This is a genomic window from Rhizobium sp. S96, assembly GCF_030382195.1.
Lineage (GTDB): Bacteria > Pseudomonadota > Alphaproteobacteria > Rhizobiales > Rhizobiaceae > Rhizobium.
In genome coordinates this window covers 150,387-167,729 of the sequence record NZ_JAUDRY010000010.1, presented here as the reverse complement: position 1 = coordinate 167,729, position 17,343 = coordinate 150,387, and the positions used below count along the sequence as shown (strand labels likewise).

14 protein-coding genes and 1 pseudogene are annotated in these 17,343 nt (G+C 59.3%); 8 read left to right on the top strand and 7 right to left on the bottom strand.

Annotated elements, in window-relative coordinates:
- Positions 1 to 129: 129 nt before the first annotated feature.
- Positions 130 to 1,893, top strand: coding sequence for a glucan ABC transporter ATP-binding protein/ permease (locus QTL94_RS13005; protein ID WP_065690521.1), 1,764 nt, complete (start codon positions 130 to 132; stop codon positions 1,891 to 1,893).
- Between the two features lie 270 nt (positions 1,894 to 2,163).
- Entirely contained in the window at positions 2,164 to 4,050 is a 1,887-nt protein-coding gene (locus tag QTL94_RS13000; protein ID WP_289801935.1) for an MFS transporter, read from the top strand.
- A gap of 52 nt (positions 4,051 to 4,102) precedes the next feature.
- On the opposite strand, the pseudogene QTL94_RS12995 reads toward QTL94_RS13000, so the two are convergent.
- From QTL94_RS12995 to leuB, 3 genes and pseudogenes are all read right to left on the bottom strand, one after another.
- A pseudogene (locus QTL94_RS12995) lies at positions 4,103 to 4,834 on the bottom strand (phosphatase PAP2 family protein); the annotation flags it as partial.
- Between the two features lie 79 nt (positions 4,835 to 4,913).
- Positions 4,914 to 5,675 carry a phosphatase PAP2 family protein gene (locus QTL94_RS12990; protein WP_289801933.1) on the bottom strand — a complete coding sequence of 254 codons (762 nt, stop codon included), beginning with the start codon at positions 5,673 to 5,675 and terminating at the stop codon, positions 4,914 to 4,916.
- A 118-nt stretch (positions 5,676 to 5,793) separates the two neighbouring features.
- Positions 5,794 to 6,906 carry a 3-isopropylmalate dehydrogenase gene (gene leuB, locus QTL94_RS12985; RefSeq protein ID WP_289801931.1) on the bottom strand — a complete coding sequence of 371 codons (1,113 nt, stop codon included), beginning with the start codon at positions 6,904 to 6,906 and terminating at the stop codon, positions 5,794 to 5,796.
- A gap of 177 nt (positions 6,907 to 7,083) precedes the next feature.
- Here leuB and QTL94_RS12980 point away from each other — a divergent pair, with 177 nt between their 5' ends.
- Entirely contained in the window at positions 7,084 to 8,016 is a 933-nt protein-coding gene (locus QTL94_RS12980; RefSeq protein WP_289801929.1) for a pyridoxal-phosphate dependent enzyme, read from the top strand.
- Positions 8,017 to 8,069: 53 nt separating this feature from the next.
- On the opposite strand, the gene leuD is transcribed toward QTL94_RS12980, so the two are convergent.
- From leuD to QTL94_RS12965, 3 genes are all read right to left on the bottom strand, one after another.
- Positions 8,070 to 8,678 (bottom strand): 3-isopropylmalate dehydratase small subunit, encoded by a 609-nt coding sequence (leuD, locus tag QTL94_RS12975; protein WP_065690527.1) that lies wholly within the window; start codon positions 8,676 to 8,678, stop codon positions 8,070 to 8,072.
- Between the two features lie 126 nt (positions 8,679 to 8,804).
- Complete coding sequence (locus QTL94_RS12970; RefSeq protein ID WP_289801926.1) at positions 8,805 to 9,233, bottom strand: VOC family protein; 429 nt, start codon at positions 9,231 to 9,233, stop codon at positions 8,805 to 8,807.
- Positions 9,234 to 9,350: 117 nt separating this feature from the next.
- Positions 9,351 to 9,593 carry a hypothetical protein gene (locus QTL94_RS12965; RefSeq protein ID WP_065690529.1) on the bottom strand — a complete coding sequence of 81 codons (243 nt, stop codon included), beginning with the start codon at positions 9,591 to 9,593 and terminating at the stop codon, positions 9,351 to 9,353.
- Positions 9,594 to 9,706: 113 nt separating this feature from the next.
- Between QTL94_RS12965 and QTL94_RS12960 the strand changes: the two genes are divergently transcribed.
- On the top strand, positions 9,707 to 10,615 hold the full coding sequence (locus QTL94_RS12960; protein ID WP_289801923.1) for an HpcH/HpaI aldolase/citrate lyase family protein: 909 nt from the start codon (positions 9,707 to 9,709) through the stop codon (positions 10,613 to 10,615).
- Between the two features lie 11 nt (positions 10,616 to 10,626).
- Positions 10,627 to 10,833, top strand: a complete 207-nt coding sequence (locus QTL94_RS12955; RefSeq protein WP_289801921.1) for a DUF1737 domain-containing protein — start codon at positions 10,627 to 10,629, stop codon at positions 10,831 to 10,833.
- Positions 10,834 to 10,841: 8 nt separating this feature from the next.
- Here the strand turns inward: QTL94_RS12955 and QTL94_RS12950 are convergent, their stop codons facing one another.
- Positions 10,842 to 11,279 (bottom strand): metallopeptidase family protein, encoded by a 438-nt coding sequence (locus QTL94_RS12950; protein WP_289801919.1) that lies wholly within the window; start codon positions 11,277 to 11,279, stop codon positions 10,842 to 10,844.
- A gap of 162 nt (positions 11,280 to 11,441) precedes the next feature.
- Between QTL94_RS12950 and QTL94_RS12945 the strand changes: the two genes are divergently transcribed.
- The 3 genes from QTL94_RS12945 to QTL94_RS12935 are packed head-to-tail and all read left to right on the top strand — an operon-like array spanning position 11,442 to position 17,294.
- Positions 11,442 to 12,383 carry an ImuA family protein gene (locus QTL94_RS12945; protein ID WP_289801918.1) on the top strand — a complete coding sequence of 314 codons (942 nt, stop codon included), beginning with the start codon at positions 11,442 to 11,444 and terminating at the stop codon, positions 12,381 to 12,383.
- Positions 12,376 to 13,848 (top strand): Y-family DNA polymerase, encoded by a 1,473-nt coding sequence (locus QTL94_RS12940; RefSeq protein ID WP_289802347.1) that lies wholly within the window; start codon positions 12,376 to 12,378, stop codon positions 13,846 to 13,848. The genes QTL94_RS12945 and QTL94_RS12940 overlap by 8 nt, the downstream gene beginning before the upstream one ends.
- The gene (locus QTL94_RS12935) at positions 13,845 to 17,294 is read left to right on the top strand and encodes an error-prone DNA polymerase (protein ID WP_289801916.1); all 3,450 of its coding nucleotides are present in this window, start codon (positions 13,845 to 13,847) and stop codon (positions 17,292 to 17,294) included. Before QTL94_RS12940 ends, QTL94_RS12935 begins: the two co-directional genes overlap by 4 nt.
- Positions 17,295 to 17,343: the final 49 nt, after the last annotated feature.

Sequence of the window (17,343 nt, the reverse complement as noted above, 5' to 3'; positions counted from 1 at the left end):
AAATCGCGGGCGAGTGGCCTCGATTTTCGCCCTTCGAGCGATCCCTGAACGGCCGTTAATCGCCGGTTCAGATAGCTTTTAGTAGCATTGCATCATCTACTATTTCGCAGATGCACAAGAGGTATCGCCGTGTCGTTATTCAAGGTCTATGCAAGAGCGTTGCGCTATCTGGGCGCCTACAAGCTCCGCGTATCCCTGGTCGTTATCGCGAACATCGTTCTAGCCGCGATCACCATCGCCGAGCCCGTACTGTTCGGTCGCATCATCGATGCGATCTCGGGCAAGGGTGATGTGAAGCCTATCCTCTTTATGTGGGCTGCCTTCGCCGTCTTCAATACGATTGCATTCGTTCTGGTCGCTCGTGAGGCGGACCGGCTGGCTCACGGCCGCCGCGCCACATTGCTGACCGAAGCCTTCGGCCGCATCATCTCCATGCCGCTGTCGTGGCATCACCAGCGCGGCACATCCAACGCGCTGCATACGCTGCTGCGCGCCTGTGAAACGCTGTTCGGCCTGTGGCTCGAGTTCATGCGCAATCACCTGGCAACTGCCGTTGCCATCATGATCCTGATCCCCACCGCGATCTCGATGGACCTGCGCCTGTCCGGCGTGCTCGTCGTTCTCGGCATTGCCTACTGGCTGATCGGTCGCCTCGTCATGAGCCGCACCAAGGATGGCCAGGCGTCGGTCGAGAACCACTATCATACGGTTTTCTCGCATGTCAGCGACTCCATCAGCAACGTCTCCGTCCTGCACAGCTACAACCGTATCGAAGCAGAAACCAAGGCGCTGAAGTCCTTTGCCGACCGCCTTCTGCAGGCTCAGTATCCGGTGCTCGACTGGTGGGCCCTGGCGGGTGCGATGAACCGCATGGCATCGACGATCGCCATGATGGTCATCCTCGTCATCGGCACGCTCATGGTCCAGTCCGGCGAGCTGCGCATCGGCGACGTCATTGCCTTCATCGGCTTTGCCAACCTTTTGATCTCGCGTCTCGACCAGATGCGCCAGTTCGCTTCGCAGATCTTCGAAGCACGCTCCAAGCTCGAGGACTTCTACGCTCTCGAAGACTCGGTTCGTGAACGTGAAGAGCCGGCCGGCAATGCCGACATCACCGACGTGAAGGGTGAAGTCGAGTTCCGCAACGTGTCGTTCCGCTTCGGCAATACGGCACAGGGCCTGCACAACGTGTCCTTTACCGCCAAGGCTGGCCAGACGGTTGCGATCGTCGGCCCGACCGGCTCGGGCAAGACCACGATGATCAATCTGCTGCAGCGCGTCTACGACCCCGACAGTGGCCAAATTCTCGTCGACGGCCACGATACGACGAAGATCACCCGCAAGTCGCTACGCCGCTATATCGCGACCGTCTTCCAGGACGCCGGCCTGCTCAACCGTTCGATCAGCGACAATATTCGCCTCGGCCGGGAGAATGCCTCGGATGAAGACATGCGCCGTGCAGCTGAAGCTGCCGCCGCGGCAGACTTCATCGAGACCCGCGAAGACCAGTACGACACCCATGTCGGCGAGCGCGGCAACAAGCTCTCCGGCGGTGAGCGCCAGCGCGTGGCCATCGCCCGTGCCATCCTCAAGGATGCGCCGATCCTGGTACTGGACGAAGCGACGAGCGCGCTCGACGTCGAGACCGAAAACCGCGTGAAGGCTGCGATCGACAATCTGCGTCAGAACCGCACCACCTTCATCATCGCTCACCGTCTGTCGACGGTTCGCGAGGCGGACAAGGTTCTCTTCCTCGACAACGGCCGCGTCGTCGAAGAAGGCAGCTTCGACGAGCTCAGCCAGAGCAACGGCCGCTTCGCCGCCTTGCTGCGCGCCAGCGGTATCCTGACGGACGAAGAAGTCCGCAAGGCACATACGACAGAAGCCGCCTGAGAAATCGCAAGACGAAACAATAAAGCCGGATGGTCCTGCCATCCGGCTTTTTCTATGCAAACAGCACGCGGGAGATGTCGCCTTCGATTGCCGGCGTGCACACGCGTAACCCGTCTAAAGGCATTAGACTAAAGTCATAATCCCAAAGCCGCTCTCTTTAAGGGGGTGTTTTTCTGTCACATTCTTGTCAGGCGAACCGCGACCCGGGGTATGCTTTGAGGAGAGTATGGTCGCGCGCCGCGTTTCACATCGTTCTGCGGAGGACAGAAAATGGCAAATGTCGCAAGCGTCGACGGCGCGAAAGCCGGTCCGATGACGGGCGAGGAGAAGAAGGTTATCTTCGCCTCGTCGCTCGGTACCGTTTTCGAATGGTACGACTTCTATCTCTATGGTTCGCTCGCCACCTATATCGGCGCAACCTATTTCACCCAGTATCCCGAAGCCACCCGCAACATCTTCACGTTGCTGGCCTTTGCTGCCGGCTTCCTGGTGCGCCCGTTCGGCGCGCTTGTCTTCGGTCGCCTCGGCGATCTCGTCGGCCGTAAATACACCTTCCTTGTCACGATCCTGATCATGGGCCTCTCGACCTTCCTGGTCGGTGTCCTGCCCGGTGCAGCGACCATCGGCATCGCCGCCCCGATCATCCTGATCGGCCTGCGCCTGCTGCAGGGTCTGGCGCTTGGTGGCGAATATGGCGGTGCCGCGACATACGTGGCCGAACATGCGCCGAATGGGCGGCGCGGCTACTTCACCTCCTGGATTCAGACCACAGCAACGCTCGGCCTTTTCCTGTCGCTGATCGTCATCGTCGGAGTCCAGTTCATCATGGGCAAGGACGCCTTCGCTGCCTGGGGCTGGCGTATTCCGTTCCTGGTCTCGGTCATCCTTCTCGGCGTCTCCGTCTGGATACGATTGAAGATGAACGAGTCACCTGCGTTCCAGCGCATGAAGGCGGAAGGCAAGGGCTCCAAGGCGCCGCTGACCGAAGCCTTCGGTCAGTGGAAGAACGCCAAGATCGCTCTGATTGCGCTTCTCGGCGCCACGATGGGTCAGGCAGTCGTCTGGTACGGCGGGCAGTTCTACGCCCTGTTCTTCCTGCAGAACGTGCTCAAGGTGGATCTGCAGTCGGCAAACATCATGGTCGCCATTGCCCTCATCCTCGGCACGCCCTTCTTCGTTGTCTTCGGTGGGCTCTCCGACAAGATCGGCCGCAAGCCGATCATCATGGCTGGCCTGTTGATTGCGGCGGTAACTTACAACCCGCTCTTCAAGGCAATGACCTGGACCGCCAACCCTGCACTTGCGGAAGCCCAGGCCTCCGTCCGCGCAATGGTGACGGCCGATCCGGCTGACTGCAAATTCCAGTTCAACCCGACGGGCACATCCAAGTTCACCAGTTCCTGCGACGTGGCGACAGCCTTCCTGACCAAGAACTCGGTGCCTTACGACGTTGTTCCTGGCCCTGCCGGCCAACCGGCAACGGTGAAGATCGGCGATGAGACCATCACCAGCTTCGACGCGGTGGCTGCCGGAGACAAGGCAAAGGGTCTGACAGCAGCCTTCGAAAAGAGCGCAAACATCGCCCTTCATGACGGCGGTTACCCGCTCAACCGCGGCGCCATCAAGGTTCCGGATGCCAAGCTGGACGCCTTCATTGCTGCCAATCCCGAGCTTGCGCTGAACGCAGATGCGATCCGCGCCGGCACCAAGGAAACCATGCCGGCTGACAAGCTGATAGCGGGCAAGCTCCTGACGGCGGATGAAGCCAATGGCGTCACCGATATGGCGGTCTACAACATCGCCGGCGGCGGTACCTTCGCCATGGCGGCCGATCCAGCACGCGTCAACTGGATCGGCACGATCGCCATCCTGTTCGTGCTGGTTCTCTACGTCACGATGGTCTACGGCCCGATCGCGGCCCTGCTGGTCGAACTCTTCCCGACCCGCATCCGCTACACCGGCATGTCGCTGCCCTACCACATCGGCAACGGCTGGTTCGGCGGCTTGCTGCCGGCAACGGCCTTTGCGATGAGTGCGGCCACCGGCGACATCTACTTCGGCCTCTGGTACCCGATCGTCTTCGCGGCCATCACGCTGGTCATCGGCCTGATCTTCCTGCCGGAAACAAAGGACCGAGATATCCACGCCATGGATTGATCATCCCGGATACGACAGACCAGGCCCGGCGCTCGAAAGGCGCCGGGTTTTTTAATGCCGGAAAAAGTCTCTTCGGCTGCGGCCAGCCAGCCGCACCGTCCAGCCGAAATAGAAAGCCGTGGCGGGCATAGGCCGTCGCCAGCATCATCGAAAACCAGCCGCCAAGCGCCAGACCGGCGATGACATCACTCGGGTAATGCGCTCCCACCATCACCCGCGTCATGCCCAGCCACAGAGCGCAGGCAAGAAAAGCGATGCGATAACGCGGAAAGAGCAGTGCGAAGGCTGCGAAGAACGCGCCAATCGTCGTGGCGTGACCCGAAGGGAAGCTTTCGAAGGAATGGCCCGAGAGGGGCGAGAACGAGAAGATACCGTATTCCTGAAAATGTTCCGGTCGCGCCCGCCCGATCAGCCGCTTCAGCAGATTGGCAACCAGCCCGGAAAGCGCAATCGAGGTTAGAAGATAGCCTCCGATACAGCTGATACTAAGAGCCTGAAGGCGGTCACGGGCGGTTGCTGCAATCCGTGACGATGCCCACCCCTGAAACAGCAGGAAGGCGCTGACCACGATGATCCAGTCGGACTTGCCGAAATCCGTCAGCATCAACCCAACACGGCGCATGGCGGCCGGCACGTTTTCTCCACCGACCGGACCATCGAACAGCAGAAGTGAGATAATCACGGCATTGACCGTCACAAACAGACAGGATTGCCAACGCAGGTGTGGCATGCAGCCAGAGCAACGGCGCCTGCGTTTCTCAAGTGACGCGAAGATGGATTTCATGTCTGCCGGCCGTCCGCTTCAGGGTTTATCGATCACCACCGAGACCTAGCAAAGACAGGACACAGATTTTTTACGGCCGCTATAGCAAGCGGCTGAGCCGAGGCGTTGGCCAGTCACCGTCGCGCCCGATCGAAAAGACTAGCCCGAAACGGGCAAACAGGATGGATGTCGCGAAGGCGAGCCATGCCCCGAGCGCCAACCCGGCCGCGACATCGCTCGGATAATGCACGCCGATGATCACCCGCGTCGCACCAAGCCAGAGACCGATACCAATGAAGCCCAGACGGAATCTGGGGAAGAGCAGGGCCAGCGCTACGAACAGCGCGCCGATATTGGCCGAATGTCCTGAAGGGAAGCTTTGATGCAGGAAATCCATGTTGAAAGGGGCAAAGCTGAAGATGCCTTCCTGATCATAGATCAACGGCCGCGCCCGCCCGATCGCGAACTTCAACAGATTGGCGACGATGGCGGTAAACAGCACGGACAGCGCGACATAGGCTGTCATCTGCCCGAAATAGATCAGGCGAAATCGTCGTCGCACCTTCCATAGCCGTCGTCGAACGAGATAGGCAGTGGCAAAGACGGTGCAGAGACCGCAGAGGATCCAGACCAATCTGCCGATGTCGGTCACATCGCCGGCAATCGAGATCAGCGGTGGCGCAAGCCCCTTGGCTGCTTGTCCGAGCGGACGGTCGAACACGAAGAAGGCAATGGCAATGGCATTGATCGCGGAAAACGCGAAGCCTTTCCAGGGAACCCGCCGATGGACGGTGCGGCGCGCCTGATAGCGCCTTCTCAAATAGGCCCAGAAACTCAGCCTGTCATCGGCGCTCTCGCTCATTCCACTCCCGATCTCTTCTCAATCAGGAGGGAGATAGGGGCTGCAACAAGCCCCTTCAATGCAAAGGCCCTCAGCATCCTCAGATGCGAAGGGCCTGAAACGTGTTTCACGTGAAATATCAGGCAGAAAGCGCCTTGAACTCTGTGAGGATCGCCTCGCCCATTTCCACGGTTCCGACCTTCTTGGCGCCATCGGCCATGATGTCGGCGGTGCGGATACCCTTGTCGAGAACGTTGGCGATCGCCTTCTCGAGGTTGTCGGCTTCCGTGACCATGCCGAAGGAGTAGCGCAGGCACATGGCGAACGAAGCGATCATGGCGATCGGATTGGCGATACCCTGGCCGGCGATGTCAGGTGCCGAACCGTGTACCGGCTCGTAGAGCGCCTTGCGCTTGCCGGTCTTGCCATCAGGCGCGCCGAGCGAAGCGGACGGCAGCATGCCGAGCGAACCCGTGAGCATGGCAGCGACGTCAGACAGCATGTCGCCGAACAGGTTGTCAGTGACGATGACGTCGAACTGCTTCGGCGCGCGCACCAGCTGCATGCCGCCGGCATCCGCCAGCATGTGCTCGAGCTTGACGTCGGAATACTTGTCCTTGTGCGTCGCGGTGACGACCTGGTTCCACAGAACGCCCGACTTCATGACGTTGCGCTTTTCCATCGAGCAGACGCGATTCTGGCGCGTGCGGGCCATTTCGAAGGCTACCGCCGAAATACGCTCAATCTCGTAGGTGTCGTAAACCTGCGTGTCGATGGCGCGCTTCTGACCATTGCCGAGATCGGTGATGGTCTTCGGTTCGCCGAAATAGACGCCGCCGGTCAGTTCGCGGATGATCAGGATATCAAGGCCTTCGACCAGCTCCGGCTTCAGCGACGAGGCATTTGCCAGCGCCGGATAGCAGATGGCAGGGCGCAGGTTGGCGAAGAGTTCGAGATCCTTGCGCAGGCGCAGCAGACCGGCTTCCGGGCGCACTTCATAGGGAACGTCATCCCACTTCGGGCCGCCGACGGCGCCGAACAGGACCGCATCGGCGGCAAGCGCCTTTGCCATGTCGGCTTCCGAGATCGCCGCGCCGTGGGCGTCGTAGGCGCTGCCGCCGACGAGACCTTCGTCGGTGACGAAACCGGCTTTCATCTCCTCATTCATATAGGCAATGATCTTGCGGACCTCGCCCATCGCTTCAGGACCGATGCCGTCACCCGGCAGCAGGAAAAGATTGCGCGTCGTCATGAAACCCTCCGGGAAAAACAAGTTGCGGCTTATTAGCCCTCGGGATCAGGCATTTCAAGCGAGTTAGAGGCCGATTCGGTACGGTTGGCCACCACTTGCCATCAATCTCGATTGAGTTGACCACGGTATCTCCTTGAGCAACAAGAAGGCATCGTGACCGCTATCCGGAAATCATCAATGCCTGCCTCCCCGCTTCATCTCGACACCCCACTCTTTCGGACGTCCACCGCATACAGCGCCAGCAACAGACCGCTCTGGCTGAAGCTCGACGCGGTGCAGCCATCGGGAAGCTTCAAGCTGCGCGGCGTCGGCAGGCTCTGCCAGCATGAGGTGGAAAACGGCGCTAGGGAGATCTTCTGCGCCTCCGGTGGCAATGCCGGCATCGCTGCCGCCTATGCCGGCCGCGCGCTCGGCATACCCGTCACCATCGTCGTGCCGCAAACAACCTCGGAAGACGTGCGCCAATCGATCGCCGCCACCGGCGCAACCGTTCTCGTCCACGGTTCGGTCTTCGACGAGGCCAACGCACATGCCATCCGTCTCGCCGGAGAACGCAAGGCCGCCTACGTGCACCCCTTCGACCACCCCCTTCTATGGGAAGGTCACGGCACGCTCATTGACGAAGTCGTCGCCAAAGGAGCTGACTTCGATTGCGTGATCGCCAGCGTCGGCGGTGGCGGCCTGCTGGCTGGAATTGTTGCTGGCCTCAAGCGAAACGGGCTGTCGCATGTGCCTGTCATCGCGGTCGAAACCGAAGGCGCAGCATCATTTCATGCAAGTATCGTGGCAGGAGAGCGCATCACCCTACCCGCCATCACCTCGATCGCCACGTCGCTCGGCGCGCGACAAGTCGCCCAGCACGTCTTCGACCTGCCGAAGGAGCACCCGATCGAAACCGTGACGGTGACGGATGCCGAGGCGGTGTCCGCCTGCCTGAAATTCGCCGATGCCTATCGCATTCTGGTCGAACCCGCCTGCGGCGCGGCCTTGGCGGTCGCCGACGTGCACCCCGATCTTCTCGCGCGCTTCAAAAATCCCCTCATCGAGGTTTGCGGCGGCATTGGCGTGTCGCTGGAAAAACTGAAAGCATGGAAAGAGCGGCTGCTCTAGCCAAAGAAAAAGCCGGGCTGAGACCCGGCTTTTTCATGCATTGTTTCAGAGGCTTACGCAGCCCATGGATGCGATGCCGCGTTCGACTTTTCGAAGCTGTCGATCGCCTTGCCCTTCTCCATTGTCAGACCGATATCGTCGAGACCGTTCAGCAGGCAGTGGCGCTTGAACTCGTCCAGATCGAACTTGATCATGCCGCCATCCGGACCGGTGATCTCCATGTTTTCCAGATCAACCGTAAGGATCGCATTGGAGCCACGCGAAGCGTCGTCCATCAGCTTGTCGAGATTTTCCGGGCTGACCTTGATCGGCAGAATGCCGTTCTTGAAACAGTTGTTGTAGAAGATATCGGCGAAGCTCGTGGAAATGACGCAACGGATGCCGAAATCGAGAAGCGCCCACGGCGCATGTTCGCGCGAGGAGCCGCAGCCGAAATTGTCGCCGGCAACGAGGATCTTGGCATTCTGGTAGGCCGGCTTGTTGAGAACGAAATCTTCGTTCGGCGAGCCGTCTTCATTGTAACGGGCTTCCGCGAAGAGGCCCTTGCCAAGGCCGGTGCGCTTGATCGTCTTCAGGTAATCCTTCGGAATGATCATGTCGGTGTCGATGTTGACGACCGGCAGAGGGGCAGCGACGCCCGTCAGCTTTACGAATTTATCCATGGCCTGGCCTCCAATTTCAGCAGACGTAGTGTGTTGATCAGCGTTTAGTCCAGTTTTCCGCCAAAATGAAGGAAAATTTGCGCCATGGCGCTGGCCTCGCGGATTCGGCGAAGCCAGCCCTATGCGTCATTTCGTCTTGGCCGGCGCATTCATTGCCCAGCTGACGCCGAACGGATCGCGCAGCTGGCCATAGCGGTCGCCCCAGAACATCAGCTCGACAGGCATGACGACCTCCGCACCGGCAGCAACTGCCCGATCCCACCAGAAATCGATGTCGTCGACGATGAGCTGCAGCGAGAAGCCCTGATGCTTCTGGAACGGATGCCCGTGTTCGGGGTAGGCATCGCTCAGCATGAGCGAGCTGCCGTTTATATAGAGATGAACATGCATCGTCCGTCCGTTTTCATCAACGGGAACGACATAGGCTTCTTCGGCACCGAAAGCCTGCTTGTAGAATTCCGCAGCCTTCAGGGCGCCATCGACCGTGATGTAAGGCAGAAGGCTGTTCTTCACAGGCGGCAACGTCATTTTGCTCGTCTGGGTATCGGTATCCATGCTTGTCCTCCATTCGCTTGGGTTTTGAAGCAGACAAAATGCCTTGCTGCTTCAAGGACGCAGGAGAATGGCGCAAGCCGACAGCTTCGGAAAAATTTAATGCAGGGCCGATGTTGATCAGAGATCGATGATCGTGCCGCGCCCGTCGTTCCAGATGCGCATGGTTTCGCCGGAGCGAGGCTTTGCCTTAGCCGTAGCGCGGATCGGTGCCGGTTTCATCTTCATCGAAAGCGCGCGGCCAACCATAAGCACCGTCAGGATGCCGCCGACGGCGAGCGTCACCGAAAAGGTGAGAAGCGCCAGTGCAACAAAGGCGGTGATGCCTGCGAGCAAGAGGAAGATGGCACGGATATTCTGCATGGGTTTAAAACCTTTCTTCGGAAAGGAATGTGGTCCTTCATTTCCTTCTCTGCAAGATGAGCATGGCTTTTTGTTGTCTTGCCAGCTGTCACAAAGCTTGGCACACATTCGTGATGAGCCAAGATCCCCTGACCCGTTCAATGAGTTTGCGGCGCTCGGTGCTGAGCGTTCCAGCCATCAATTCTCGCGCACTTGAAAAGAGCCGCCTGCTGGACTGCGACGCCGTGATCTTCGATCTCGAGGATTCCGTGGCACCTGAACGGAAAGCCGAGGCACGGGAAAATCTGGCCGCCTTCTTCGCCGGCGCGCCGCTTCAGGGCAAGGAGCGCATCATCCGCGTCAATGCGCTTTCCTCCAACTTCGGCCGTGCCGATATGGAGCTGGTTGCCGCGCTCGAGCCGGATGCGGTGCTGCTGCCAAAGGTGGACGAGCCACAGCATGTCATGACGGTCAGCGATTTCCTCGCCGATGCCGATGCCCCCGAAACCCTCCGCATATGGGCGATGATCGAGACGCCGCGCGGCATACTGAACGCCGCAGCAATCGCCGAAGCGGGACGAACCGCGGGCTCAAGGCTGGATTGTTTCGTCGTGGGCCTTAACGACCTGCGCAAGGAAACAGGGGTACTGCCGCAGCCGGGCCGCACCTATCTCGTGCCGTGGCTGATGCAGGTCATCCTTGCCGTGCGCGCTTACGGCCTCGACGCGATTGACAGCGTCTTCAACGATTTCAAGGATGCAGCTGCCTTCGACGCCGAATGCGCCGAGGCCCGCGCCATGGGGTTTGACGGAAAAATGCTGATCCACCCGGCGCAGATCGAGGCGGCAAACCGCCATTTCGGTCCGGACGCATCAGCCGTCGCCGAGGCGGAAGCGATCATTGCCGCCTTCGCTGATCCGGCCACCGATGGGCTCAATGTCATCGACGCCAATGGCCGGATGATCGAGCGGCTGCATCTTGTCCAGGCCGAAAGTCTGGTTCATAAAGCCCGCCTGATCGCAGAGCGCCAAACGGCGAAATGAAAGACGATTTTATGAAGCTTTACCGCCTTCTGACCGGCCAGGACGATGCCGCGTTCTGCCATCGCGTGACCGATGCCCTCAACAAGGGCTGGGTTCTGCACGGATCGCCCTCGCTCACCTTCAATGCGCAAACCGGCCAGGTCATGGCTGGCCAGGCAATCGTCAAAGACGTTGAAGGCAAGGACTATCACCCGGATATGAAACTCTCCGAGCAATAAGGTAAAGCCTACCGCTCGGCGGCTTCCTCGGCACTTTCCTCGATCCGCTCCATGTCGTCGTCGCTGAGGCCGAAATGGTGGCCGATCTCGTGGATCAGAACATGGGTGATGATATCGCCCAGCGTTTCGTCGTTTTCGGCCCAGTAATCGAGGATCGGGCGCCTGTAGAGGCGGATACGGTTCGGCAATTCGCCGGTTTCCATGGTGAAACGTTCCGAAATCCCGCGCCCTTCGAAAAGCCCGAGCAGGTCGAACGGCGTTTCCAGCGCCATGTCCTCGAACACGTCGTCATCAGGAAAGTCTTCGATCTCGATCGTCAGATTGGTGGTCAGCGCACGAAATTCGTCCGGCAGATGGCTGTAAGCTTCCATCGCCAGAGACTCGAAAGTGCTGATCGTCGGAGCGTGGCGGTCCTGCCAATTATCGCTCTGGTCTATGCGGGCCATAAAAATTCCCTTCCTTTGCGGCCCATATAGAACCTTTACGCACGATTTTCGAGAGCGGAATCAAAGGCAGGAATAAATTCACATCATATGGCTGTTGACTCTTCGGCCGACCTTTGGAATCTATAGGAACATAACAGGAACATTAGAAAGTTGGAGAACGTCATGGCACAGCCGGCCGTGACGCGCGAGCGTCTTTTTGCGCTCCGCGAAACCATTGCAAAGCTTGAAGGAAAACCGATACCGGCCCTGGCTGCAGCGGAAGGCGAAGCCTTGGCTGAAGCCGGTTTCAAGGAAGAAAAATCCGAAAACACGCTTCGTCTTTCGATTGGAATACCTGATATCGACGACGCCTTGGAAGGAGGCGTACCGCGCGACGGCCTGACCGAAGTCCGTACCCGGTTGTTGCGCAATGCAGGTGCAAGCAGCGGGTTCGTTCTGGCGCTCGCTGCCATGCTGCAGCGACAGGATGAGGAGGAAGGACGAGGCAAACTACCGATCCTTTGGATCGCGGATACGGTGGCCTCGATCGAGGCGGGACGCCCCTACGCCGTCGGACTGCAGGATTTCGGCCTGGAGCCTCGGCTATTTCTGCATGCGACACCGCGCAAATTGGAAGATGCGCTGTGGCTCGCGGAAGCCGCCGTTGCCAGCGGTGTGTTTCCTGCCACCATTCTAGAGGTTCGCGGCAATCCGAAGCCCTTTGGACTGACCGAAAGCCGGCGACTCAACCTGCGGACAAAGTCCTCCGGGCGCCCGCTTTTCCTGTTGCGGCAAGCGGGAGAGGAAGAGGCAAGCAGCGCCATTTTCCGCTTCCTGGCCGAACCCGCGTCAACCCGGGCGCGGCCAATGCCGGATGGCTCGATGCTGGGCGGCAGCATCGGCAATCCGATCTTTCGCCTCACCCTGGAGAAGAGCCGCAATCCGGCTCCGCTCTCCGTTCTTCTGGAGTGGAACCCCCATGACCGCCGGTTTTTCCCTGTCCGCCCATCAGCCGACACTCGCGTTCCAACCAAGCGCGCAGCGCATTCTGGCGCTGAACTTCCCGCATCTGCCGACCGACCGGATATCAAGAAAAAGATGGGGGCTTTCCTGGCGTCTGCATGATCGTCCTAAGGCTCCACCCATCGTCTGCTCCGGCCGCTACGCCAATAGCATGCGGCTGACGGCGCTCGACGAAGCCGCGGAAGCGATCAACCTTCGTAAGAGCATGGGCGTTGCCGAAGCCCGCGCCATCTTCCCGACGCTCGAAGTAATCGAAGAAGATCCTGCCGCCGACCTGCGCCTTCTTGAAGGCATCGCCGATTGGTGCGATCGCTATACGCCACTCGTCGCACTCGACGGCAAGGATGGCCTGTTTCTCGATATTACCGGCTGCTCCCATCTGTTCGGTGGCGAGAAGGCTCTCCTCAAGGATATTCTATCGCGGCTCCTTCAAATGGGACTCGACGTCCGCGGCGCCATCACCTCCTCGCCCGGCCTCTCCTGGGCCGTCAGTCGCTTCGGTCAGGGTGGCGTCATTGATGAAATAGAGGCTGAGCGTGTAGTCGCCCCTCTCCCCGTCACAGCACTGCGCCTTGCCGACGATACCGTCGCCTTGCTCCGAAAAATGGGTTTGAAATATGTCGGCGACCTCATGGAAACACCACGTGCGCCGCTTGCGCGCCGTTTTGGAGCAACAGTGCTTCTTCGGCTAGATCAGGCTCTAGGCACGGACGAGGAACCAATTTCGCCACGCCTGCCGGTCGCCAGCCTCTCGGCCGAACGCCGGTTGATGGAGCCGATCGGCGCGGAAGAAGATATTCTCGCGCTTACCGATCAGATCGCTTTGGCACTGAAACCGTCGCTGGAGGCTCGTGGCGCTGGCGGACGCATTTTCGAACTTGTCCTGTTCCGTGTCGATGGTCGAGTTTTCCGAATCTCCGCCGGCACAGCCCAGCCGCTGCGTGAACCCAGGCGCATCGCTGCCCTTTTCACAGAACGTTTGCAGGCTGTATATGACGATCTTGATGCCGGCTATGGATTTGAAATCCTGCGCCTCAATGTCCTGCGCTACGAAGCCTTCGATACGACGCAAAGCGATTTCGAAGGACACAAGCAGAAGTATGCATCGCTGGCCGCCTTTGTCGATCGCGTCTCCGCAAGGCTTGGCGCCGACTGTCTTCAATCCTTCCAGCTGCGCGAAAGCCATCTGCCAGAAAGGGCGGTTCTTGCCGTTCCCGCCATCGACGCCTTGTCTGCGTCAAAGGCCAGGAAAGGGAATCCTCCCCCGTCACGCAACGAAAGACCCGTCCGCCTCCTGGAAAGGCCGGAGCCAGTGGACGCCTTTGCCATTGACGTACCGGATGGCGCGCCCGCCAATTTTCACTGGCGTCGTATGCGCCACCATATCGTCAAAAGCGAAGGACCGGAGCGTCTCACCATGGAATGGTGGATCGACGGCAGCGATACCGCGCCCCGCGACTATTTCCGTGTAGAGGACGATCAGGGACACCGCTTCTGGATCTATCGTAAGGGCCTTTACGGCCATGACGAGAGGCAGAGTTGGTACATGCATGGAATGTTCGCATGACACCCGTCTTCTTCGAGATCGGCGCCAAGACGAACTTTTCCTTTCTGGAAGGGGCATCCAGGCCTGAAGAGATGGTACTGCAGGCCGCGATCCTGAGGCTGGGAGGCATAGGCATTGCCGATCGCAACTCGGTAGCCGGCGTCGTCAGGGCGCATGCCCAGGCAAAAGTACTCAGAAAGAAGTTCGAGAGAAAGGAGCAAGGACTTCTGGAAAAGGACGAGAAGCCTGAAGACATCCTCGACCCGGTCGTTCTCCAGCCTGGCGCTCGGCTCGTCTTCTCGGATGGCACGCCTGACATTCTGGCCTACCCGCAGAACCGGGAAGGCTGGGCGCATCTATGCCGATTGCTGAGCGCCGGCAACCTGCGCACGGAGAAGGGAAACTGCATCCTGTGGGAGGTGGATCTTGTGGAATGGGGTGACCAGATGATGCTGGCCCTCGTTCCTGACCCGTCCATTGCCGATGATCCCCTTCGTCTGCAGGCATTCGAAACTTGTCTCGAGCGTCTGCGCGGCAGGTTCCGTGACAAGCTCTATATGACGTTGACGCCAGCCTATGACGGCCGCGACAAGCGTATGTTCTCGGTGCTTGCCATGCTCGCCACCCGCAACCGCGTGCCTCTTATCGCCACCAATCAGCCGCTCTATCACGAGACCGCCCGCCGCCCCCTATCCGATGTCGTCACCTCGATACGCGAACATGTCCCAATCCCCGAAGCCGGTTTTCTACTGGCGCCGAATGCAGAACGCTATCTCAAGGACGGGGTCGAGATGGCACGGCTTTTCAGGGATTATCCCGAAGCCATGGCCAATACGGAAAAATTCTTTGCCAGGCTGTCGTTCCGTCTCGACGATCTGGAGCACAACTACCCCGATGAAAACGACGAGGGCGAGACCCCTTATGAAACGCTTGACCGCCTGACCAGAGCCGGCGCCGCTAAGCGCTTCCCTGGCGGGATCAAATCGAATGTCCAGAAGCAGATCGATTCCGAACTCGGCCTCATCAAGGAGAAGAGATACGCCCCCTACTTCCTGACGGTTCACAGGATCATCATGCATGCCCGATACGAGCTCGGCATCCTCTGCCAGGGGCGCGGCTCGGCAGCCAATTCGATCATTTGCTACTGCCTTGAGATCACTGAGGTGAATCCGGAGAAAAGCACGCTTCTGTTCGATCGTTTCATGTCCACCGACCGCGACGAGCCGCCTGATATCGATGTCGATTTCGAGCATGATCGACGCGAGGAGGTCATCCAGCATATCTACAACCGATATGGCAAGGAACATGCGTGCCTGACAGCCGCGGTCACCAGCTATCGGGCGCGTTCGGCCGGGCGCGAGGTCTCCAAGGCGTTCGGCCTGTCGGAGGATATACAGTCGGCGATCGGTAGTCTGGTCTGGGGTTGGTCAGAAGACACGCTGTCTGAGCGGGAAGCCAAGGCCGCCGGCCTCAATACGAAAGATCCCATCACCAACAATGTCCTGAAATATGCGTCCGAGCTTCTGAACTTCCCCCGCCACCTCACCCAGCATGTCGGCGGCTTCGTCATTACAAGGGACCGCCTCGACGAGGTCGTGCCCATCATGAACACGGCCATGGCGGGTCGCTACATGATCGAGTGGGATAAGGACGATCTCGACAATCTGAAGATCCTCAAGGTGGATGTCCTGGCGCTCGGAATGCTGACATGCCTGCGCAAGGCCTTCGATCTTCTATTACTGCACTACGACGTGAAGAAGACGCTGGCTGATCTTGGTAACGACACGCATGAGGACGAAAAGCCGGTCTACGACATGATGTGCCGGGCCGACACGCTGGGCGTCTTCCAGATCGAAAGCCGGGCACAGATGAGCATGCTGCCACGTCTGCGACCAAGGCGGTTTTACGACCTCGTCATCGAAGTTGCCATCGTGAGACCTGGCCCCATCCAGGGCGACATGGTCCATCCCTACTTGAAGCGCAGGGAACAAGAGGAGCGGAAGATTCCGATCGAATATCCAAGCGAAGAGCTGAAGGATGTCCTGAAGCGAACCCTTGGCGTGCCACTCTTTCAAGAGCAAGCGATGCAGATCGCCATTACCGCAGCAGGCTTCAAGCCTGCCGAAGCTGACCAGCTGCGCCGCGCCATGGCGACCTTCAAACGAACCGGCACCATCGGCAATTTCGAAAGGCGCTTCATCGACGGCATGGTATCAAGAGACATTTACACTGCCGAGTTTGCCAAACAGTGCTTCAACCAGATCAAGGGTTTCGGCGAATACGGCTTCCCCGAAAGCCATGCGGAGTCCTTCGCCCTGCTCGTCTATGCCTCCTCTTGGGTCAAGGCCTACTATCCCGACGTCTTCTGCGCGGCCATGCTCAACTCGCAGCCGATGGGATTTTATGCGCCGGCGCAATTGGTTCGCGATGCCCGGGAACACGGCGTGGATATCCGCGAGGTCGACGTCAACAGTTCGGATTGGGACTGCCTGCTGGAGAAAGGACATTTCGACAGCCGCCGCATCGATTTTCGCCATCGCGAGATGAGCGACATCATCAAGGCGAAACGCGCTGTACGCCTTGGCTTTCGCCAGGTCAAGGGACTGTCCGAGACAACAATCAAGGAAAGGTTGGTAGCGAACCGGGGAAGCGGCTACACCTCCATCCGAGATCTCTGGCTGCGATCCGGCCTCGACAAGCCTGACATCGAGCGTCTGGCGGACGCGGATGCCTTTAACAGTATCGGCCTCTCCCGGCGCGAAGCGCTCTGGGCGGTACGAGCGCTCGACGTAAAAAGCGCGGCGGAGCGGTTGCCGCTGTTCGATCAGGTATCGCATCTCGATCTGCAGGTCGAGCCGCAGACCAAGCTACCGCAAATGCTGCAAGGAGAGCAGGTGGTCGAGGACTATCGATACCTGTCCCTGTCGCTCAAGGCGCACCCCGTTTCCTTCCTGCGCGACGAGCTTCGCAGCATCGGCATTACCCGTAATGTCGATCTGCTCAAGGTGGCGAACGGCGCATGGGTCACCATTGCAGGCCTCGTGCTGGTGCGCCAGCGACCGGGCTCGGCCGAGGGTGTCATATTCATGACGCTGGAGGACGAAACAGGAGTTGCCAACGCCATCGTCTGGCCGAAATCCTTCGAGAAATACCGAGCCATTGTCATGGGGGCCCGGCTGGTCAAGATCCGGGGAAAGCTGCAGAGCCAGAACGGCGTGATCCACACCGTGGTCGACCACATCGAAGACATGACGCCTGCGCTCGGGCTTTTGCAGAAGGAGGCACAAAGGTTTGGCGTCTGTGATCGCTCCGACGAAGCACTGAGACCAACGGCGGACCCACGGGAACGTAAGCTGGCCGACCATGTGGAGAAGACAGTGAGAGAAAAACGTATGCTGTCGCAGGAGCACCAAAGACCCAGTTCGGGCACTGCCGAAGTCATGCCGAAGGGCCGTAATTTTCATTGATTTTCAATATCGAACGGCCTCGGACTTCGACGGAGTCTAAGGAATAGCA